The organism is Candidatus Mesenet endosymbiont of Agriotes lineatus, assembly GCF_964019585.1.
Taxonomy (GTDB): domain Bacteria; phylum Pseudomonadota; class Alphaproteobacteria; order Rickettsiales; family Anaplasmataceae; genus Mesenet.
Window position 1 is genome coordinate 25,091 of record NZ_OZ026454.1, and the last position, 21,485, is coordinate 46,575.

Here is a 21,485-nt window from a genome sequence, read left to right on the forward strand (position 1 = left end):
CTATTTCAAAGTTTATTATAATGAGTTTCTTAAAACTACACAATTAGTACATATTAGGAAAAAAGTTTGCATCTCAACTTGCTCTAACCTACACTACTTGAGCAGTAGTACTGCTATGTTTATGAACCCACAAAAAGTAGAGTTAATTTTTTTAAGTTTTCAGCAATCTAACCCTATACCTAAAATTGAGCTAAATTATATAAACCATTTTACTCTACTAATCGCAATAATTTTATCAGCACGGACAACTGATGTTAGTGTAAATAAGATAACAGAACAGCTATTTAAAATTGCTGATTCTCCACAAAAAATCCTAGATCTTGGAGAACAAGAGTTAAAGAATCATATCTGCCGTATTGGTTTATACAACACCAAAACAAAAAATATCATCAAACTAAGCACCATATTAATAAAAGAGTATAACGGCAACATTCCAGCAGAGTTTAATCAGCTAGTTTCATTGCCAGGAGTAGGAAGAAAAAGCGCAAATGTTTTTTTAAATTCAGCACTCGGCATGCCAACACTTGCAGTTGATACTCATGTATTTAGAGTCAGCAATAGGATATGTTTAGTAAAAGAAAAAAGCATAATAGGAACTGAAAGAAGCTTGCTTAAAGTAGTGCCAAAAAAATGGCTCCTATATGCTCATCACTGGCTGGTATTACATGGCAGGTATGTATGCAAAGCACGCATGCCACTTTGCAAAACATGCATAATAAAAGATCTATGTGAATATAAGAAGAAATGCTAATGTACAAATAAATTTGTTACTACTTAAGATAAGTAGTAACAAAGTGTTTTATCTATCACGGACACCATCAAGTATAGGTTTTTCACTGGTCCACGTAGAAGTATTTTCTCCCTTAAAATCATCACAAAGAGATGGAGGTGGAGGAAAATCATCACCATCCTGTTGATTTTGTTGGTCTGTCATTACTTCTTGTCCAAGCGTATGTTCTAGCCAATTTTTCTTACTCTTTGCTGCCCGTATCTCTACTGCCGCTCTTAGCTCATCGTTATGATTCATTTCATCTTGTATCTTACTTTTCTGTTGAGATTGTAAGTAGGAAGCCATTACCTGTTTTTGTAATTTCTTACTATCATCTGGCATAGGAGGTGGCATTGGTGCTCCTGACAGCTTCTTACTCTCTATAATCATCTGTGGATTATTATCATCACAGCTATTAATATAATCTGATCTTACACAATCTGTAAGCCTTTTTAACCGCGTTTTTAACGTAACAATATCATTGCTATCATTAGCTTGAATCATACTTGTTTTACTGTCATCTTGTTCATTAGAACATCTATTATCAAATCTGTATTCTATGCTTTCATATTTTATCAACTGATAACACAACATAAGTAAGCATGTAGCCGCTAGCGTAAGTGATACCACCTCTATAGGTAATTTTATGTCTACTATTGGATTTAAATGTCTTATTAGTAAAAATACACCAAAAGCAGCAGACATTGTAACAGTAGAAATTATAGTAATATTTCTAATAATCCTTTTCTTTTGATCAGAATGGAATTCCTCATACATGCTGTATGCAATACTTCTAATTTCTTCAATTTCGTTTTCATTATCAATGCCTCCAAGCAATGATTCTAAAGCACCTATACCGCCATTTTTTTTGACATAATGTGCTTCATATTTTCCTAATTGTTCTAGTGTTAATGCTCCCATTATTCCCCCACTTTTTATGAAATGTTAACTATTATTACATAAATACTAACATACGTCAATATGCCACTTATAGTTGAGTCTTAAGATAAACTCTTAATATCACTTATCATTTTTGCAGTATCCTGTGCTTTAAAAATAGCTGATCCCATAACTAAAATATCTGCTCCTGCTTTTATAACAGAAGGCGCATTATTTACAGTAATACCGCCATCAACGGCTATTTTTGTTGCAAGTGATTTTTTTTTAATCATGCTTTTTATTTCAGATATTTTATCCAATTGTGAAACAAGGAATTCTTGCCCACCAAAACCAGGATTGACAGACATCACAAGAATTACATCTAGTTCATGTATTATGTATTCTAATACACCCGGATGAGTTGAAGGAACTATTGATATTCCAACTTTAATTCCATATGATTTAATTTTTTTAATTACTCTATCCAAGTGAACTTCTGCTTCTACATGTATAGTAATTATATCAGCTCCTGCACTTACAAATGCTTCGATATAATTTGAAGGAGAATTTATCATTAGATGCACATCAAAAGGCAAAGAAGAGTAAGGTCTTATTGCTGATATAACTCCTGGACCAATTGTAATATTAGGTACGAAATTGCCATCCATAACATCTATATGTATTAAATCCGCACCTAAATCACCTACCTTCTTAACTTCTTCTCCAAGCTTAGCAAAATCTGCTGAAAGTATTGATGCGGCTATTTGAATTGACATTTTTTCCTGCACATTTCATTAATAAGCATCCTATTTTATCTTAAAAACTAGAGCTTACATCATAAACAACTTCGCTATTACGAGTGACACAGTCTATAATTTCTCTTACTTGAGAAAAAGTATACCCTTTGTTAAAGCTAGTGTTTATAGTAAAATCTAAAAGCTTATGTTTTATATGATAAGCAAGTTGTCGTTTGGCAAATAAATCAATCTCCTTTGCTGTTAAATTACGTTTTATTAACCTTTTATTTTGTAATTTCGAATCTACAGTGACAAAGATGATAAAATCGCATTCATAATGAGATTTTGTTTCAATAAGTAGTGGTACATCCAGTACTACAAGCTTGCTGTTCTTCTTTTTCTCTTCAATGAGAAAATCATTTTGCTTTTCTAGAACGAGAGAATGTATTTTAGATTCGAAAATTTGCCATTTTTCACTGTATTGAAAGAAATGCTTCCTAAGTATTGATCTGCTAATTGCTCCATCTACTACCGCATCTGGAAAGTAGTCTCTTGCTAAGTTGATAATCAATTCATCTGATTGGTAAATTTTATGTACTGTAGCGTCGGCATCAAATATAGCAGCCCCAAATCTTTGAAAACAGCTTGCAACAAAGCTTTTCCCTACCCCAATTGCACCTGTTAAACCTAAAATGATCATATTTAGTGCACTTTACAGTTAAAACATATAAACATAATACATGTTAAACGTAATTAATGCTTTAAACAACGGTAAGCTGATATGTTTTCCAACAGAAACTGTCTATGCTCTTTCTTGTAATGCTAACGATGCAAGTGCAATAGATAAAATCTACAAAATAAAAAAACGTAATAAAGATAAACCTCTGTCAGTATTTGTAGCTAATATCGATCAACTTAAGGATATAGCAATAGTTAAGGAAAATTATCTCGCTCCTATTAAATATTTTTCTCCAGGTCCAATAACATTTATCTTACCTCTTAAAGAAAATAGTAGGCTGCCAAAGGAGTTTTTCCAAAGTACTATTGGTATTAGAATTCCAAACCATCCAATCGCTCTTAAAATACTAAACGAATTTAAAAATGTAGTGGTAGCAACAAGCATTAACATTTCAGGGGAAAAAAGTGTATCAAGAGCTTGTGATATTCCAGGCGATATAAAGAAAGAAGCTTCTATCATCATAGAAGATGATAAATTAGTTATGGGAGTAGAGTCAACTATAGTTGATCTTACAACGGATGAAATTTCTGTTTTGAGAAGAGGTAAAGTAACAGAAGAAAACGTTAAAACGGTATTTGATAAGTATGGAAAATATAATAGGACATAAATCTGCAAAACAAACGCTGATTAACAATAAGTCTGTGCAATCATGGCTCATTTGCGGGCAAAAAGGCATAGGCAAGGCAACACTAGCTCAATCCTTTGCAAGTTTTGTTTTAACAAAAAGCATATCTTATGATCATCCAGATTTTCTCATAATTGAAGATCCCTTAATTACTGTAGAAAGAATCAGATATCTAAAAAATTTTTTATATTTAAGCCCAAAATATTCTGACTATAAAGTAGTATTAATAGATAGCATTGAAGCAGTAAATAATAATGCTAGAAATGCAATGCTAAAAATATTGGAAGAACCAACGCAAAATTCAATAATAATTATAATTAGCCATAAACCTTATCATGTACCTGCAACTATAAAGTCACGTTGCTTTCAGCTTAAGCTATCTCCTTTAAGTTACGATGAGACAAAACAAGTCATAGCAAAATTTCCCTCTGAACAGAAACTGTGCGAAGAGTTATTTTCTCTGTTCTGTGGATTGCCAGGGATAATAATTAATACTGCAAGCAGCAAAATTAATGATCTATATCAATCTTTACTAAGAGTCTTACAGGGGCAAAGTGATGTCAAAACAGCAAATTGCATAATAAATACTGATATTGAACTCGATATAATAGCTTATATTTTACAAAACTTAATTTTAAGAATTGTAAAAAGTAAAATTGGAATAGAGTGGCAATCAAATGAGAAATTTATTACAAAAAACATTGGCTATAGTATTTCATACTGGTATGAAAAGTGTCGACAAGTCACTGACCTTTTTATTTCTGCTGAAAAATTTAATTTAGACAAAGGCCACACATTAACTAATTTAGTAAATATCTTGAACTGAAAGAAAAAGCTTAAAGATAAATTGACAATTTTCTCAATGTCTACAGTTCATAATTCGCTCAATAATGTAATGAGCAACAGCTATAACTCCGTACTTATGTAAGCAATTCATAATCTCCATATTAGACCTCTTACAAAATTCATATAATAAGTTCGAAATTATAAATTCCAGCTATCAAATTGAATCTCAGAGCAAAACGTTTTCATCTGTTTCGATAGCGATAATTTTGAACCTCTTTAATAAGCCTATTACATTTTCAACTACTGCTCTCTTACTCTTGATTTTCTTTCTTTTTGGTCAATTTTTTGTCCTCCTATGAGGCAATAGTTATGAATTTTCTGCAAACCCTGCATCTGCTAAAACTTCTATTTTTGCTAATATCTGTACCTTTGACTCTTTAAATATCCGAAAATCATCTGTTAGAAAATGACGTGCACACAATTTTTCTACTCTCTTTTTCCATCACTACTTGCGTCTTTATCGCGTACCTTTTCTTCTTTCTGGAATTTTGCTTTTTTTGGTCTCTCTATCGCTGTCTCTGTATCACTAAAACTTCATACTCCATATCACTTTTTAACAGCTCTTTTCTTCCTGGTAAGGCAAAATCCGGATGTTTTATCAGTCTATCTTCGATCCACCTTATTATCTTAAAACTTCACTTATTCCATAACTCTGACCAATATGAAAATATGTTCTTTTATGTATTCCAGTGCCATTAGTGGCCTATCTTCTATGCAGAGCTTGCTTTTACTTTTCTTTTTTTCTTATCTCCTTATCTAGAATTTCCACCATTCTATTGAAAATTGCCTTTTTTACTCCTGCCGAAATTTCTCTTCTTCCAGCGTTTCTATTTCTTTATATCTTATACCCCAAAAAGTATGATCTATACCTTTTTCTTCATTTTGAAAGATATCTATTGAGAATCACTCTAAAAAAGAAGATAAATTTGGTGACTTTCAAGTCGAAAATTAGCATTCCATGCTCTCCTTAATCTTTGGATTTTAATCCATAATGGTTGAATATGCAATTTGTGTTGATACATTTTAAAGGCTTATATATGTAGAAGAGAAAATCTTTTAGCTTTTTCTAGACTACTATTATGCTTCTATTTTACTTTTGTTTGTTATGTTTTCATATAAGAAAATCAATCCCTCTACGGCATGTGGTATAATTAAAACACTTAATGTTCTACCGTCAGCTAAGTGTAACAAGTAGTTATATGGATCTGATAACGTATTTAAAAACTCAAATTTTTGTTTGCACAAGTTATTGTAATCATTACTTTCTAAAGTCTCTTTAACTTTTAATAAGCCAAAGATTTCTTCATAAGTAGGTTTTGCTGCTAGCAGTAATGAATCAAAGCTAAAAAGTTCAGCAAAGGCTCTATTGTAAAACTGCAGTCTTTGATTTTCATCATGTATAACTATAGCAACAGGTAAACTTGCTAATAAAGTTTTTTGTATAGTAATATAGTTATTAAGTTTGTTATTTAGCTGCTCTATCTGGGTTATATCTTCTGCATACCCTACAAATTTATTTGATCCTTCTACTCTAACTTCCGTAAAATTGTATAATTTTCGCTTGTTATTAATTATGATATATTTAGTTTCGGTGTAATATTGAGGTGAAATGTTGTTTTTTAGCGTATTGTTGTTTAGTATTTTTTTTAAACTTTTAACGCATTTAGAATATGATGCATTACATACACTTATTTTGAAACTGTGATCACGCTTCCATATAGGGTATGGTATTATGTCTAAAACATCTGTAAAGTCTCTTAATTTTTGAGCATACCTTATATTTTCCATATTAAGGTTATTAATTCTTGTAACAGAATTTGAGATATTTTTAATCCATAACAAAGCCCCAACTATATCATTTGTACTTCCAATTATGCTTCTGCCATGACATACGCAATAAATTTCAACACCTTTTGCTTTTAATTTTATCGTGAAAGATTTGCTTATTTCTTTTACTTCATTTAGATTTCTTTTTAATAAGTCTGATTCTTCAAAAAAATTTGCAAACTCATTAAATGAGTAGAATATAGTGTTAAATAAAAGTAGTAAATTAGGAGAAAACCTCTCTATCCGTTTTTCTGCATCCCATAAATAGAACCCGTCGTCTGTAGCATCAATTAGATTGTTTAGCAGCATATTTTCGTGTTTCAAATTTCTTGACTTGTGGTTAATTTTTATTAGAAAATAGGAAACTAAAAAAGATAGCCATAAGTTTACAAAAATAAAAATGTATGTAAGCATATTAACCTAAGTAGATAAAAACAAGCTCGCTCTTTTATTTTAAAAGAGCGAATTGAAGAACCTAGTTTTATGAAGAAACGTATAAGTGCAAATTACCTAACATTTTAAATCCTACTCTTTTATAAAGATTAACTGAAGATTTCATACAGTGAGCTATAACATATTTACAACAATGTTGTTGCGCTATTTTAATTCTTTGCATAACCATTTCAGTAGCAATGCCTTGGTTTCTATACATAGGCAATACACCATCGCTGTAGAAACCTGCTATTTCATCTTCAATGTAAATTCCACAGGTACCGACTGTTTTGTCATTTAATTTTACAAGAAAGAACTTTAATTTAGAGGCCTGATTATCATGATTTAGTATTCCACGTAGGAATGTACTTACAATTCCTATGTCATGATAAAAGATAACAGATGTTATTTTATCCAGCTCTGTTAAATCTTCTTGACTACTAACTACCTTTAGTACTAAATTAGATACCTTGTCCTGAGATGGCAAATAATTTCTTATATTTAAGAAAGCTTTTTTAGGGGTGCTAGAACTTTTTATACCAAGATTTTCTAATTTAGTTCTAACCTTTATGTGGGAATCTATAGGCCAGGTTGCTTCTATCTTTCTTTCCTGTAGGTAACTTAGAACTTCTCGGACAGACTCTATGCAAAACTCACCTTCTTCTGTGTAAAACACATAATTAAATAAAGATTGGCTAGTGCTGCCTATTGTAACAGTAAGGTTATTAAACTTATGTATCTCCCAATTAGACAATTTAGTTGTATCTATTATGTAATCTCTTAGGTTTTTAGTTACGAGAGATGACTTAAGAATACTATTTTTCTGTTTCATAGTAAGTAGTATAATAATATTATAGAGAAATAAGCAAACACAGCTGCCAACACATCATCTAGAATAATACCTAATGCACCCTTTAACTTTCTATCAATGAAGCTTATAGGCCAGATTTTTACTATATCAAAAAACCTAAAAAAGATAAAACATATGGAGTATAAACTAAAGTGATGTTTTATGTTTACATTATTTCCTAGTGTAGTAAATGTTAAAAAGATTGTTAGTAGCTGTCCTATTACCTCATCAATGACAACCTCGCTCGGATCATTGGTGGTTCCATAATGATACATGTAATTGGTTATAGACCAAAAACCTAATAGAAACATGGCAAAAATAATTATCATACCTGTGAGACCATTTAGTAGAATTAGAGGCAAAAGTGGCAATGCAGCTAAACTGCCTATTGTTCCAGGTGCTTTTTTAAACATACCAAGTAGAAACCAAGTCGATATTATTTTAGAAAATAATTTCACTTCAATCTTTCTTACTTAAGAGGTTTGATATTGAGTCTTCTACTGTTAACTCTGCACGTAAAAGTTTATGAATAGTTTCACATACTGGCATTGATATATTTAACTTTGTTGCTAATTGTGATACCGCTTCAGCAGTTGCTGCACCTTCAATTGCAGTTTTACTTTCTGATAAGGTCTGTTTTACGTTGCCATTGCTTTTTCCTATAACAAAACCAAAAGACATGTTTCTCGAGTTTAAATTATTACAGGTCATAACCAAGTCTCCTAAGCATGAGATACCAAGTAAAGTATCTATATTAGTGTTACCTGTTCTTGCTACATACATGTTTCTTATTTCTTCCATACCTTTAGTTATAACTACTGCATGGGCACCATGCCCAATTTCTTTACCTAAAATTATACCACATGCTATAGCTATAACGTTCTTGATTGCAGCACAAATTTGAACCCCAATCAAATCTGTACTTGGAAGCAGCGTTATATAATTATTTGCTAACTTTGGCATAAGAAATGACTTAACTTTATCATTTTTACACGCAAGTGTCATAAAACATGGCAATTTACGTCCTATTTCTGATGCAAAACTTGGACCGGACAAGACGGCAACTGGACTATTGCCAAACATCTCGCTTACAATTTCACTAGGAAACATAAGTGTTAGTTGCTCTATTCCCTTACATCCTATAATGAAATGACTATTCACAAGATTCTGTTTTTTAAGGTTAATGCATAGGTTGCGTAGGGACTGAGTTGGAACAGCTAAAATTATTATTGTTGAAGCAGCAAATTCACTCAAATTGGAAGTGATGGAAACATTGCTAGGAATTTTACAGCCAGGTAAATACTGACTATTTTCACTCAAATCTTTTACAGACTTAATTATACCTTGATTGCGAGTCCACAATTTGATATTAGTATTGCTACTTAACGATATTGCTAATGACGTCCCCCATGATCCAGCACCTAAAATTGATATTGATTCTACCACTATTTTACCCTTAAGTTATGATTTTATTTTTAATGAAGCAACTATGGTACAGGATATAGATAGTAGAAAAAAATACAAGCGACTTAATTGTACATGAGGTTTTTGCTCTTAAGTTTTTATTAAAAATATATTAATTTGTGTTGACTATATTTAATATTTATTAAATTTCAACTTGAGGGTTGTGCTTAAGTAATCTATAAGTTCTAAATAAGTTAGGTGTTTAGTTAATATTGTTTTACAAAAGCTTTTGTATAAATGGTAATTATAATCCTGTTATTTTAAGTTGTAAGTTTTATGAGGTTTTAATATGCGTATGTTATTAGTTGAAGACGATCCTGTTAGTGCAAGGAGTGTTGTGAAGATGTTAAGAGATGGTGGACATTCCTGTGACATTATAAATTGTCCTCAAGAATATAGAAATGATCTGGTTTATTCAAGTAATTACAGTCATTATGATATGATCCTACTGGATATACATTTGGGAGATGATGATAACGGTTTTGATATTTTACTTAAATTGAGAAATGCAAAAATAACAGTTCCAGTGTTAATAACATCATGCATAAGTTCTGTTAGTCACAAAACTAGAGGCCTTAAGCTTGGGGCTGATGACTATATGGTAAAACCTTTACCGAAAAGTGAACTGTTAGCACGCATTCACGCTGTGATGAGACGTACTATTGGCCATCCAGAGTCTTCTAATGAATTTGGCAACTTTAAAATTAATTTTGATAGACGTACGTTGACAGTTAAAAAAGATGGTTGTGAACATGATATAAAATTAACTAATAAAGAGTACTCTATGCTAGAATTAATGGCTATGAGACAGGGAACAGTTATCTCAAAAGAAATGTTTTTGAATCATCTGTATAGTGGGTCTGATGAGCCTTCAGATTCTAAAATAATAGATGTATTTGCGTGTAAGTTACGTCAAAAGCTAACAGAAGTTAATGATGGAAAAAACCATATAAAAACTATTTGGGGTAGGGGATATATGCTTGCTAAAATCCCAGAAGAAAGTAATGATCAACAAAATATTAAAAGAACAATAGAGAATGTAGATCTTGTAGTGTTTAATAAATTGCTAGAAGAGAAAAATATTGATATAAACACTACAGATTATAATGGCAACACGATTTTAATGGATATTATTAATCGTATGGCAGTAGTAACTAATAATAATAAAGAAGAACGATACTATGGTATGGTTAATTTGCTTCTTAATAATAAGAGGTTAAATATTAATATTCAAAATAAAAGAAATGGTAATACCGCTCTACATATAGGTGCTATATTGTCTAATGAGAGATTAGTAGAAAAATTACTAAAAAGTGAAGACATAAACTTCTCTATTAGAAATAATGAAGGAGAAACAGCAGAGGAATTTGCAAGAAGCAAGGGAGTTAAGCATATAGCAGAGATGATAGCTTGCAAATCAAAAGAAATACGTAAAGTTGTAGCTCCAGGTGGGTAAAAGGTTTATATATCCTTCATAAGGATTGAAAATGATTATATAATTGATAAAAGGAGAATAAGATTATTGCTTTTTAAGCTTGTGAAAGATATGGGTTTAGTTAAGTTTATTGAAAGCTGTTTAACTAAAATGACATCTTACATGGAATAGATCTATAGAAAATAGGAATGAACTTAACACAAATTAAGAGTAATATTGTATTGCTAGGTATCTTCTTCTAAAAAACCTCAGAATTATAATTGCTGAAGCTTATAGTCTTAAAGTTGACTAAATAAGTTTTAAGAGGAGCTCTTATAGTGTTAATAATATCTATTTAAACAAGAATCTCAATTTTCTTATTAGTATTTTTTATTATTTTAATTTATAATTATCTGTAGATTCCCTAAGTAGTTTAACACTATCTACATTAATTTGCAAAGTGTTTTTAATAAATTTATCCATGTTATCTTTTTCTACAGAAACCATATATTCACCTTCCTTCCTATTTTGAATGAGGTAAGATAGCCCTTTTAAATCCAAAATCTCAGTTAATCTTTCATAGTTATTTTTAGAGCAAAAGGTTATACTAACTGCTGTAATATTTCCTTGATCACGCACAAAATCAATAATCGGCTTATGACCATAAGCCGCTCCAATGATTTTTCTGATTGAGTGCTCTACTGCCATTTTAATCATTTTATGGTTGTCTCTATCTAGAATGGGAACTGGTTTATAATTTTTGAGAAACAATTGCCGTCTAAATTGTGGTGTACATTGATATAGCTCTATATACCGATCATTATATTCTTTTATCTGAGTAAAATGTTTTTGATATTTAGTTAGTCCATCTTTTCCTTTTTTCTTCATTCTTTTCAAAAATTTCTTTATTGATTCTTGTGTATGTGGAATTCTGCATATGAGTGGAATTTGTTTTCTTAAGAGCTCTAGAGATCCTAAATAAGTAACTTTTGCATCTTGTAAAAATAGATCTTCTAATTTCTTTACTGCATTATATAGGTTTGCCCGTTTTGGTTTATAATGTCCACTATTGTTGTCTATGTATGCAATTTTACCATCTACTACTTTTATTAAACCAGAGCAAATAACCGGTTTACCTCCTGCAAGCGTTGAATGACGATAAGCATATTCTGATTTACCAACGTCAATATGCTCATGCACCACTAGTTTGTCATCAAGAGTTACCACATAAGCTACACAGTCCTTTCTTGTTTTGCTAATTTTGCCACGCGTATCGTATAACCTACCTTTTAAGCTATATAGTTTGAAATCTTTATTTTCTTCACCAATATATAAAGCATGTTCAAATTGTTCTACTTGAGGAAAATATTTAACCTTAATATTAGTTCCAATGACCTTCCTTTCCTCTGTTCCTACTTCTGTAAAAAGGTTATAGCGTGGAAAAAGGAATTTGAGTTTATTTTCTATCCAATTGAGTATTTTACCTATAATGCTAAATGGCTTCTTATTACCCAGATCAATAGATAATTGCTCTTCTTTTGGCACTTTGGGATGATCAGATCTCGTGCCAGCTTTACCAAAACTTTTAGCTGCATGTATAAGCTTCTCCCATAGGTGTTTTTTGCGTTTTTCTGATACTGACACTATTAACTCCTCCTATTAATATTATTATATAATATACTTACTTAGTAATAAAATCAATCAATCATCTTGATATTCAACAAAAAGTGTAGTTTGTGCTATACTGAAACATTCTATATGTTGTAGGTTTATCGTTAGCAATTTCATGAAAATACCGAAGTCTCCTTTTTATCCTCAAAATTTCCCGGAGATGCCTGAAATTAAAGGTGTCAAAATGGCTGTAGAAAAAGCAGGAATTAGAAATTCTGGTAAAAATGATATACTAGTTATGGAATTTACTCAGGATACTTCTGTTGCTGGCGTTTTTACTACGTCATATGCTGCAAGTAGTAACATTGAACATTGCCGAAAAATCCTGCCTTTTGGTAAAGCTAGAGTGCTCATTGTAAACTCAGGTAATGCTAATGTTGCAAATGGTAGTGCGGGATATAAGGCCGTAGAAGAGATAGTTAACTTATGCACTGGTCTATTTCAATGCAAAAGAGAAGAAGTATATTTTTCTTCAACGGGAGTAATTGGTAGGCCTCTTCCAGTGGATAAAATGAAAGCCGCTGTAAAAAGAGCTGCAAAAGAGCTAAGTGCAAATTCATGGAAAGGTGCAGCTATCTCCATTATGACAACTGATACATATCATAAAATGGTAACCAGAGAAACAGACATAGGTGGAACCAAGATAACTATAAACGGAATATGTAAAGGCTCAGGTATGATAGCACCAAATATGGCAACAATGCTATCTTATGTAATAACTGATGCTAATATTTCAACTGAAGTTCTACAAAAGATATTAGACGAGTATGTACCTATATCATTTAATAGCATAACAGTTGAAGGTGATACTTCAACCAGTGATACTTTGCTTGTCTTTGCAACAGGTTATGCAGGCAATGAAAAAGTGGACTCATTTGATGATCCAAAATTTAGCAGTTTTAAGCTAACACTCAAAGAAATGTTGATAGAAATGGCACATCTTATTGTTAAAGATGGCGAGGGTGCAAGCAAATTTATCACAATAATAGCAAAGGGCACATCATCTGTTCCATCTGCAAAACAACTGGCTCTTTCAGTTGCAAATTCTCCGCTTGTAAAAACTGCAATTGCTGGTGGAGACGCTAATTGGGGTAGAATAGTTATGGCTCTTGGTAAAGCGGGAATAAAATTTGATAAAAATAAGATTGCAATAAAAATCGGTAACGTTCAGGTAGTAGAAAATGGTGAATTAAGTGTCAAGTACAATGAGCACTTAATTATGGAATATATGAAAGGAAGTAATATTGAGATTGAAATTGACCTAAGTCAAGGTCAAAGCAAAGCAACTGTATGGACGTGTGACTTAACCCATGGCTTTATTACAATAAACTCTAAATATTTAACTTAATATATGAATTTGTCAAATTACTTCAAAGGGTGTGATAATAGAGTAAAAAACCTGATTAAATCGATTTCTAGAAATTGATAAAGTTTAGGTATTTTTTACAAATAATCAAAAATTCTTGAATTCAAACTCAAATTAGATTTCTCTGTCCCATCTCATAACCACCCAATTAAAAATGTTAAAAAGAATTGTTTTATGGGATTTTTGAATTTCATGGCTGTTCACAGAGCCTATATTACCTACAAAAAAATGAAATGTTTAGTATATAAAGAGATAAGCGAGAAAAAGCAATATCTGTGATCGAAGGGGGGTCAAAAGCTGAGGTTGTGGAGCTTTTAGACGCTATATAGATGGCTAAAAAAGAAAGAATGGTAATAGAAGAATATGTAAAAAAGCATCCAGCTGGCAGAGATGAAACTTGGTTTCGGGATAAGCACAATTTGGTCAGATAGCTAAAAATCACATTAAAAAAATTTATCAAATAGGCAGAGATTTATCGAAAAAATCGTATATAGATGAAGCTAGATATAGAGGGGGCACCAAGAGGAGAGAAAATTTATGTCTAAGGTGGGATAGAAGATTTGTTGCTTTACTGGAGGTTGTAATAAACGGCTGGAGCATTGCCTAAGTTACCATACAGTAATTATGCTGCTTTGCACAAAAAACAAAAGTATTAATAGAAGCTGCTATTTGCTTTCTCCATATTCTCCGGATTTGAACCCTATTTTGGCATACGATCAAAAGTTGGCTCAAAACTTCTTATTGGTCAACAGTGATTCAGTTTAGGAAATACTATAGTTAGTATAATAGGGATACTGACCTGGGAAGTATAGGTAACCCAAATTGATTTGTATGAAGTATTTGAAGAGCCCATATATTGCTGTCTGGAGTACTGCTAACATAATCGGTGGTCTAGAAAGACGCTCCTTCTTCTGGTTTGCTTATCTCCAGGTTGATGATACAAAAGGTCTAAAAACAAACAATAACTTAGAGGATTCTATTAAACAAATTTTCTTTTTCACTATGAAAAGCAATTTATACTCAAATTCAACTTAAAAAATTGCATATTTTTAAACTATTGAACACATTTCAATTAAACGTGAAACTGTCCTTTTTAAATCCTGAGAATATTGATTGATATTACTTAATTCAATTGCAGAAGAACAAAAAAGCTTGACCTTGTATTCATATAGCTCATCTATTAATACTGTAAACCTTTTTGCTTCATTTTGATTGCTAAAATCAAAAGCAGGAATATTGGAAATAAAAATCGTATGGAAAGACTGTGCTATCTTCTTATATTCAGCAGTCCAAATTGCCTTTTCGCATAGTTCAGCAAACTCAAACCATAATATTCCCTCGTAAGCTCGTTTAATTTTAATTTCTTTGTGATTAATAAAAAGACTAGAGATATCTACTTCTTTTTTACTATAAGTTAAGTCTGCAAGAGTACTAGCTAAAACTTCGTCTGCACCTTGTCCAAAAAAATAATCATGAGCTTTTCCCTTTAGAATTCTATAATCCTGCTTACCATCTAAGCACACAATATGCATGTTTTTTCTTATCAGATCTATTGCTGGAACAAATAGCTCACGTTGTAGTCCATTATAGTATAGATCATCTGGAGAATAATTTGACGTTATAAGAAAGACTACTCTGTTTGTGAACAAAGCAGAAAATAGGCGATATAATATTATAGCATCGCCAATATCATGTACTTGCATCTCATCAAGAAAAAATAATCTAACTTCTTTAGCAATACTTTTAGCAACTTCATTTAGTGGCGATTTAGTAGATGTATTGCGCAGTTTATGAAGATGCTCGTGTATCTCTTGCATGAAAGTATTAAAGTGCAACCTGTGCTTTTTAGTAATACCACAATTTTCATAATAAATATTCATTATTGTAGATTTACCACGCCCTACATGACCATAAAGGTATAAGCCTAACTTGTTTTTAGAAAAAAAATTATAGCTATAAAAACTACTAGAAAGTTTTTCAAGCAGCTTTAATACATCGAGCTGCGTATCATCATATTTAATTTTACCTTTTTCAACTATTGAATAATATGCAGAAATAATATTGGGCTTTTTGTAATACAAACTAATGCTTAAGTAATTTAGTAGAAGAAAAATTATTACTTTCTTTTTGTAATGGAAGATTCTTTTCTTGTTCTATGAATTCATCCACAGTGATTGGAGTAGGTGTTGCAGTCAAAGCAGCGTAAATTACTTCATCAACATTTTTAACAAAAATAAGCTTCAGTCCTTCTTTTATATTACTTGGTAACTCTTCAATATCTTTTTCATTTTGCATTGGAAGAATAACAGTGGTAATCCCTACTCTTAGAGCAGCCAATAATTTTTCTTTAAGTCCGCCAATTGCAAGAACACGGCCACGTAGAGTGACCTCACCAGTCATAGCAACGACTCTACTAACTGGTATTTTAGTCATAAGTGAAACAATAGATGTACAGATTGCAATTCCAGCAGAAGGACCGTCTTTAGGTGTTGCACCTTCAGGAACATGTAAATGTATGTCATTGGTTTGAAATTGCTTAGATTTTATACCAAACTTTAAACAACATGACCTTATATAGCTATATGCAGCCTTTACAGATTCTTGCATAACTTCACCTAATTTTCCTGTATACTTTATCTCCCCTTTGCCTGGCATTAGAACTGACTCTATAGCTAAAATATCTCCACCACTTTCAGTATACGCAAGCCCAGTTGTTACACCAATTAGATTTTCTTCTTCCACATCATCATAGTGAAACTTATGTACCCCTAAATAACCCTTTAGATTATCAACATTTACAGCAACCTGCTGAGTTTTTTTAGTTGATATTTCTACAATGGCTTTTCTCATTAGTGCAGAAAGCTTTTCTCTCAGATTACGAATTCCACTTTCACGTGTATATAAGCGAATTATTTTACGTAAAGCATCATCAGATATCTCCCATTCTTTTTCATATAAGCCATGTTCTTTAGCAAGTTTTGGAATAAGATGATGTTTTGTAATTTTCACTTTCTCGTCTTCTGTATAACCAGATAATTCTATTATTTCCATTCTATCGATTAGAGGCGGAGGAAGGTTTAAGGTATTAGCAGTAGCAATAAACATCACATTTGAAAGGTCAAACTCAACCTCCATATAATGGTCAACGAAATGTTTATTATGTTCTGGATCCAGAACTTCAAGTAAAGCAGAAGCTGGATCACCACTGAAGTCTTTTCCTATCTTATCTATTTCATCTAAGAGAAAAAGAGGATTAACTGAACCAGCTTTTTTTATACATTGTATAATTCTACCTGGCATAGAAGCTATGTAAGTTCTCCTATGACCACGAATTTCTGATGTATCTTTAACACCGTTTAATGACATACGTACAAACTTTCTACCTGTTGCTTGTGCTATAGATTCTGGTAATGACGTTTTGCCAATCCCAGGAGGGCCAACCAAACAGAGTATTTGTCCCTTAAGTTCCTTAACTCGTTTTAATACTGCCAAGAATTCAATTATTCTTTTCTTAACTTTTTCCATGCCATAGTGACTTTGATCTAAGATTTTTGCAGCATTTTCCAAATTAATTTTAGCTTTTGTATATTTTCCCCATGGCAGATCAAGCAACCAATCAAGATAATTTGAAATTACTGTAGCTTCAGGCAAAGTATTACTCATTTTCTTATACCGTTTTAAGTCGCTAATTGCTTTTGCCTTTGCTTCCGCTGATAATTTTATTGTTTTAACTTTTTTTTCATACTTATTCATTGTGTGTTCATCATTTTCTTCACTATTCTCTAGCTTCTCAGATGTAGCTTTAATCATTTCACTTAAGTAATACTTTTTTTGTGCCTCTTCAATTTGAGATTTGATTTTTTTATCTAATTCATTTTTTGCATCTAAAATAGCAATCTCTTTTTTAATTAAAAAATATACTAATTCAAGACGCACTTTTATCTTAAAACACTCAAGTACTCTTTGCTTATCCTCTGTTTTGGCGCTTAAATGTGAAACTATTTTATTTGCAAGCTGGCTTGCATCTTTGATTTGACTAATGGAATCCATATCCTCAAATTGGATTCTCTTACTACATTTATTCCAGTTTTTAAACTCACTTAGAATAGATTCTCTTAAAGCTTCAATATGATCTTCCACTTTACTAGGTTTTATCACTACCTCATCACTTATGAAACTTACCTCAGCTTTAAGAAAAAGATCAGAATCAAAGTAATTGATAATTTTTACTCTCTTTTTACCTTTTACTACAACTCTAATTGAATTATCAGGAAGTCTTAATAATTGTAAGATATCAGCAATTACACCTACCCTGTATAAACTCTGAGGTTTAAGGTCTTCAACCCCTTCGTCAATTTGAGTAATGAGTAAAATTTTACTATTATTTTGCATAGCATAGTTTAAGGCATTAACAGATTTTTTTCTACCTACAAATAGAGCTGTTATCTCTTCAGGAAAAATAACTATGTCACGTAGTGCTAGTACTGGTAATATAGTAACGCCACTGTCAGATATTTTAATAGCCATAAAAGCTTCCCTATTCTTACTTAATATATAAACTTAACTGGCAACAGCCAACTTCTTCTTAGAAAAATCAGAATTTTTATCTGGATCTACCATTTCTTTGGTAATACAAATTTTACTATTTTTTAAACCTTGACTTGGAATTTCAAACATAAAATCACGCAATAAGAATTCTACAATAGCTCGTAAACCCCTTGCCCCAGTTTTATGCTTCACAGCCTTATCTGCAATTGCAGATAAGGCTGTATCTTGAAATTCAAGCTCTACCCCTTCCGTTAGAAATAATTTCTGGTATTGTCTTGTTAAAGAATTCCTTGGCTCCACAAGGATCCGGACTAAATCAGAATGACTTAATTTATCAAGAGCTGTAACAATTGGAATACGGCTGATAAACTCTGGTATTAATCCAAACTTAATTAAATCTTCTGGTTCAACATCGTATAGGATATTTTTTGTTTTTTCTATTAACTTACAGACGTTAGCTTCAAATCCCATAGTGCTACCTCGATTTCTGGCTTCTATTATTTTCTCTAAACCATCAAAAGCCCCACCACATATAAATAATATATTGGTAGTATCGATTTGCACAAATTCCTGTTGTGGATGCTTCCTACCACCACGAAGGGGAACAGAAGCAATAGTACCCTCAATAACTTTCAGTAATGCCTGCTGTACTCCCTCACCAGATACGTCACGAGTAATAGACATGTTTTCAGATTTACGGCTAATCTTATCTATTTCATCAATATATATTATACCACGCTGTGCTGAATCGATATCATAGTTTGCAGCTTGAAGTAGACGAAGTAGTATGTTTTCTACATCTTCTCCAACATAACCTGCTTCAGTTAAAGTAGTAGCATCAGATATAGCAAATGGTACTTGTGATAATTGAGCAAGTGTATTGACTAACAAGGTTTTTCCTGAACCTGTAGGCCCAATTAGCATAACATTTGATTTTGAAACTTTTACGTCATTAATCACATCAGTTTGAGCTATACGTTTATGATGGTAATAGATAGCGACAGATAAAGCACGCTTTGCATGTTCTTGCCCAACAACATACTCATCAAGAATTTTCTTTATTTCTTGAGGCTTTAACTGAACACCTCTTTCTTTTTTATTAGAAAGTTTATTTTCCTCTTGTAGAATACTAAAACACAAGTCTATACATTCATTACAAATAAATGACGAACATGATCCTGCTATTAGCTTACGTACCTCATCATGTTTCTTTTTGCAAAAAGAACAATAAAAAGAATCTTTAGGGTTTTGATCGTTATTACTCATTGGCCTTAATTAAAATTAGTCTTTTCAAGTTTATTATCATTATCTTCCAAGCGCTCAAATATTATTTTATCAATAATTCCAAAGTCTTTTGCTTTTTCAGCATCCATAAAATTATCTCTTTCCATGCTTTCTTCAACAACATTTAATGATTTACCTGTGTGCTTTTCATATATCTTATTTAACCTTTTTTTAATTTGTTTAATTTCTTGAGCATGGATCTCTATGTCTGTTGCCTGTCCTTGGAAGCCGCCAGAAGGCTGATGAATCATAATACGAGCATTAGGCAAAGACATACGCTTACCAGGCGTGCCAGCAGCAAGCAGTAAAGAACCCATTGATGCAGCTTGACCTATACACAAAGTAGATACTTTTGGCTTAATATACTGCATAGTATCATATATAGATAGACCAGCAGTTACAATTCCACCAGGAGAATTTATATACATACAAATATCTCCATCAGGATTTTCAGACTCTAAAAATAGAAGTTGAGCAATAATAAGACTAGCCATATTGTCTTCTATAGGGCCAACGACAAATATTACCCTTTCTTTGAGTAAACGAGAATATATATCATAAGCACGCTCTCCACGGCTAGTCTGTTCAATAACAATAGGTACAAGATTCATATAACTTCCTATATTTTAAATTGCATTAAATAATTCTTTTAGTTCTTTTACTGATATAACTTGCTTTTCTTCTTTATTCGCTTTTTCCATAATATAATCTACCACTTTATCTTCAATCGCTTGCCCACTTACAGCTTCATAAAATTTTCTATTTGATTTTAACAATTTTAGCACATCCTCTATTGGAGAATGCTCAGTCACATACTGTTTTAAAATTACACTTAATATGTCTTCATGGTTAACAGATATTTTATTTTCTTGAGCACATCTCATAAGCAGCATACCTAGTTTTACACGTCTTTTAGCTTCTGAAGTATAATCTATTGTACTATCCTTATCCTTTAACTTTTGTATTTTTTCTTCTTCTTGCCCAACTACCGTGTTTGGCAATTCAAAATCATAACTTTTACCTATCTGGCCAAATAAATCTTTTCTCATTACCATTAACTTCATGTAATTGCATTCAAGATTAATTTTTTCAGTTATATAATCAGTAAACTTTGTAATATCTTCAAATCCGTTATTTTTTGCTAACTCATCATCTTTATCTAAAGCAACATGTACTAAAACATCCTTAACTTCTACATAGAATTTAGCTTCCTTACCTGCAAGAGAGATGATTTTATAATCTTCAGGAAATTTTAATGTAAAACTCTTTGTTCCTCCTTTTTTCATGCCAATTAAGTTATGGCTAAAATCAGATAAAAGTTGACTACTACCAACATCAACAACAAAATTCTTAGCGCTACCGCCTTTAAATAACTTACCTCTTATTTGCCCTTCAAAATCAATAGTAACCCGATCTCCATCGACTATCTTGTGATCACTAGGTGTGGAAACAAAGCTATAAGACTTACTTTTAATTGAGGAGACGAGTTCTTTTACATCGCTATCTTCTATTTTGACTTCTAATGATTTTACACTTATTATACTTGGATCTATTAGAGGCACCTCAGGCATAACCTCTAAAGACAATTTATAAATCAAATCTTTTTGCTCATTTAAATCTGGTGCAGAAACTACCTCAATGTTTGAAGAAACTAAGGAATTAAATTTATTTTTCTTAATATAATCATCGGCACATTTGTTGATTATATCCCTTATTACTTCTTGCTTAGCTTCTTCACCATAATTTTTAACAATGATGTGATATGGTACCTTACCTACTCTAAATCCAGGTGATTTTGCATATTTAGAAATTTCTGACAACTTGTTACCCAACTGACTTTCTATATACTTGTTACTTACAGTAATTTCATATTTTTGCTCTAATCCTTCCTTGTATACTTCTTTGCAAGAATAAAAACTATCACACAAAACATCAGACATTACTAAACCTGCTCAAATGAACCTTTAAATTATAAATGATGAATATAAATTTTGTTTAACTTATACTTACTATACTACTTATAAAGTAATAATC

The 21,485-nt window shown here is 31.7% G+C and carries 18 protein-coding genes and 1 pseudogene; 5 read left to right on the plus strand and 14 right to left on the minus strand.

Features of this window, described 5'->3' with window-relative positions; all coding sequences use genetic code 11:
* The first annotated feature begins 121 nt into the window (after positions 1-121).
* On the plus strand, positions 122-751 hold the full coding sequence (gene nth, locus AACL19_RS00130; protein WP_339045766.1) for an endonuclease III: 630 nt from the start codon (positions 122-124) through the stop codon (positions 749-751).
* 48 nt (positions 752-799) lie between these two features.
* On the opposite strand, the gene AACL19_RS00135 is transcribed toward nth, so the two are convergent.
* The 3 genes from AACL19_RS00135 to coaE all read right to left on the minus strand — a co-directional run bounded on the left by AACL19_RS00135 (position 800) and on the right by coaE (position 3,085).
* A complete protein-coding gene (locus AACL19_RS00135; RefSeq protein WP_339045767.1) occupies positions 800-1,690 on the minus strand; it encodes a hypothetical protein in 891 nt (296 codons plus the stop codon).
* Positions 1,691-1,770: 80 nt separating this feature from the next.
* Positions 1,771-2,424 (minus strand): ribulose-phosphate 3-epimerase, encoded by a 654-nt coding sequence (gene rpe, locus AACL19_RS00140; protein ID WP_339045768.1) that lies wholly within the window; start codon positions 2,422-2,424, stop codon positions 1,771-1,773.
* A 40-nt stretch (positions 2,425-2,464) separates the two neighbouring features.
* Positions 2,465-3,085: a dephospho-CoA kinase gene (coaE, locus tag AACL19_RS00145; protein WP_339045769.1), complete on the minus strand. Its 621-nt coding sequence runs from the start codon at positions 3,083-3,085 to the stop codon at positions 2,465-2,467.
* Positions 3,086-3,125: 40 nt separating this feature from the next.
* On the opposite strand from coaE, the gene AACL19_RS00150 reads away from it, so the two are divergent.
* The gene (locus AACL19_RS00150; protein ID WP_339045770.1) at positions 3,126-3,731 is read left to right on the plus strand and encodes an L-threonylcarbamoyladenylate synthase; all 606 of its coding nucleotides are present in this window, start codon (positions 3,126-3,128) and stop codon (positions 3,729-3,731) included.
* Positions 3,709-4,575, plus strand: coding sequence for an AAA family ATPase (locus AACL19_RS00155; RefSeq protein WP_339045771.1), 867 nt, complete (start codon positions 3,709-3,711; stop codon positions 4,573-4,575). The genes AACL19_RS00150 and AACL19_RS00155 overlap by 23 nt, the downstream gene beginning before the upstream one ends.
* 139 nt (positions 4,576-4,714) lie before the next feature.
* Here AACL19_RS00155 and AACL19_RS00160 read toward each other — a convergent pair.
* From AACL19_RS00160 to AACL19_RS00180, 5 genes and pseudogenes are all read right to left on the minus strand, one after another.
* Positions 4,715-5,441 (minus strand): annotated as a pseudogene (locus tag AACL19_RS00160) (transposase family protein).
* A 231-nt stretch (positions 5,442-5,672) separates the two neighbouring features.
* A complete protein-coding gene (locus AACL19_RS00165; RefSeq protein ID WP_339045772.1) occupies positions 5,673-6,746 on the minus strand; it encodes a PAS-domain containing protein in 1,074 nt (357 codons plus the stop codon).
* A 157-nt stretch (positions 6,747-6,903) separates the two neighbouring features.
* Positions 6,904-7,686 carry a GNAT family N-acetyltransferase gene (locus tag AACL19_RS00170; protein ID WP_339045773.1) on the minus strand — a complete coding sequence of 261 codons (783 nt, stop codon included), beginning with the start codon at positions 7,684-7,686 and terminating at the stop codon, positions 6,904-6,906.
* On the minus strand, positions 7,683-8,162 hold the full coding sequence (locus AACL19_RS00175; RefSeq protein WP_339045774.1) for a phosphatidylglycerophosphatase A: 480 nt from the start codon (positions 8,160-8,162) through the stop codon (positions 7,683-7,685). The genes AACL19_RS00170 and AACL19_RS00175 overlap by 4 nt, the downstream gene beginning before the upstream one ends.
* Before the next feature lies 1 nt (position 8,163).
* Positions 8,164-9,150: an NAD(P)H-dependent glycerol-3-phosphate dehydrogenase gene (locus AACL19_RS00180; protein ID WP_339045775.1), complete on the minus strand. Its 987-nt coding sequence runs from the start codon at positions 9,148-9,150 to the stop codon at positions 8,164-8,166.
* Positions 9,151-9,457: 307 nt separating this feature from the next.
* On the opposite strand from AACL19_RS00180, the gene AACL19_RS00185 reads away from it, so the two are divergent.
* On the plus strand, positions 9,458-10,624 hold the full coding sequence (locus AACL19_RS00185; RefSeq protein WP_339045776.1) for a winged helix-turn-helix domain-containing protein: 1,167 nt from the start codon (positions 9,458-9,460) through the stop codon (positions 10,622-10,624).
* Positions 10,625-10,975: 351 nt separating this feature from the next.
* Here the strand turns inward: AACL19_RS00185 and AACL19_RS00190 are convergent, their stop codons facing one another.
* Positions 10,976-12,226, minus strand: coding sequence for a hypothetical protein (locus AACL19_RS00190; protein ID WP_339045777.1), 1,251 nt, complete (start codon positions 12,224-12,226; stop codon positions 10,976-10,978).
* Positions 12,227-12,368: 142 nt separating this feature from the next.
* Between AACL19_RS00190 and argJ the strand changes: the two genes are divergently transcribed.
* Positions 12,369-13,601: a bifunctional glutamate N-acetyltransferase/amino-acid acetyltransferase ArgJ gene (gene argJ / locus AACL19_RS00195; protein ID WP_339045778.1), complete on the plus strand. Its 1,233-nt coding sequence runs from the start codon at positions 12,369-12,371 to the stop codon at positions 13,599-13,601.
* A 1,067-nt stretch (positions 13,602-14,668) separates the two neighbouring features.
* Here the strand turns inward: argJ and zapE are convergent.
* The 5 genes from zapE to tig are packed head-to-tail and all read right to left on the minus strand — an operon-like array spanning position 14,669 to position 21,391.
* Positions 14,669-15,700, minus strand: a complete 1,032-nt coding sequence (zapE, locus tag AACL19_RS00200; RefSeq protein ID WP_339045779.1) for a cell division protein ZapE — start codon at positions 15,698-15,700, stop codon at positions 14,669-14,671.
* A gap of 1 nt (position 15,701) precedes the next feature.
* A complete protein-coding gene (gene lon / locus AACL19_RS00205; protein WP_339045780.1) occupies positions 15,702-18,146 on the minus strand; it encodes an endopeptidase La in 2,445 nt (814 codons plus the stop codon).
* Positions 18,147-18,179: 33 nt separating this feature from the next.
* Positions 18,180-19,433, minus strand: coding sequence for an ATP-dependent Clp protease ATP-binding subunit ClpX (clpX, locus tag AACL19_RS00210; protein ID WP_339045781.1), 1,254 nt, complete (start codon positions 19,431-19,433; stop codon positions 18,180-18,182).
* A 5-nt stretch (positions 19,434-19,438) separates the two neighbouring features.
* A complete protein-coding gene (clpP, locus tag AACL19_RS00215; protein WP_339045782.1) occupies positions 19,439-20,062 on the minus strand; it encodes an ATP-dependent Clp endopeptidase proteolytic subunit ClpP in 624 nt (207 codons plus the stop codon).
* A gap of 15 nt (positions 20,063-20,077) precedes the next feature.
* Positions 20,078-21,391 (minus strand): trigger factor, encoded by a 1,314-nt coding sequence (tig, locus tag AACL19_RS00220; RefSeq protein WP_339045783.1) that lies wholly within the window; start codon positions 21,389-21,391, stop codon positions 20,078-20,080.
* Positions 21,392-21,485 lie beyond the last annotated feature (94 nt).

Excerpts from the sequence above, each read along its gene's own strand:
- nth (WP_339045766.1), top strand. The coding sequence starts at position 122 with ATGAACCCACAAAAAGTAGAGTTAATTTTTTTAAGTTTTCAGCAATCT.
- AACL19_RS00135 (WP_339045767.1), bottom strand. The coding sequence starts at position 1,690 with ATGGGAGCATTAACACTAGAACAATTAGGAAAATATGAAGCACATTAT.
- rpe (WP_339045768.1), bottom strand. The coding sequence starts at position 2,424 with ATGTCAATTCAAATAGCCGCATCAATACTTTCAGCAGATTTTGCTAAG.
- coaE (WP_339045769.1), bottom strand. The coding sequence starts at position 3,085 with ATGATCATTTTAGGTTTAACAGGTGCAATTGGGGTAGGGAAAAGCTTT.
- AACL19_RS00150 (WP_339045770.1), top strand. The coding sequence starts at position 3,126 with ATGTTAAACGTAATTAATGCTTTAAACAACGGTAAGCTGATATGTTTT.
- AACL19_RS00155 (WP_339045771.1), top strand. The coding sequence starts at position 3,709 with ATGGAAAATATAATAGGACATAAATCTGCAAAACAAACGCTGATTAAC.
- AACL19_RS00170 (WP_339045773.1), bottom strand. The coding sequence starts at position 7,686 with ATGAAACAGAAAAATAGTATTCTTAAGTCATCTCTCGTAACTAAAAAC.
- AACL19_RS00185 (WP_339045776.1), top strand. The coding sequence starts at position 9,458 with ATGCGTATGTTATTAGTTGAAGACGATCCTGTTAGTGCAAGGAGTGTT.
- argJ (WP_339045778.1), top strand. The coding sequence starts at position 12,369 with ATGAAAATACCGAAGTCTCCTTTTTATCCTCAAAATTTCCCGGAGATG.
- lon (WP_339045780.1), bottom strand. The coding sequence starts at position 18,146 with ATGGCTATTAAAATATCTGACAGTGGCGTTACTATATTACCAGTACTA.
- clpX (WP_339045781.1), bottom strand. The coding sequence starts at position 19,433 with ATGAGTAATAACGATCAAAACCCTAAAGATTCTTTTTATTGTTCTTTT.
- clpP (WP_339045782.1), bottom strand. The coding sequence starts at position 20,062 with ATGAATCTTGTACCTATTGTTATTGAACAGACTAGCCGTGGAGAGCGT.
- tig (WP_339045783.1), bottom strand. The coding sequence starts at position 21,391 with ATGTCTGATGTTTTGTGTGATAGTTTTTATTCTTGCAAAGAAGTATAC.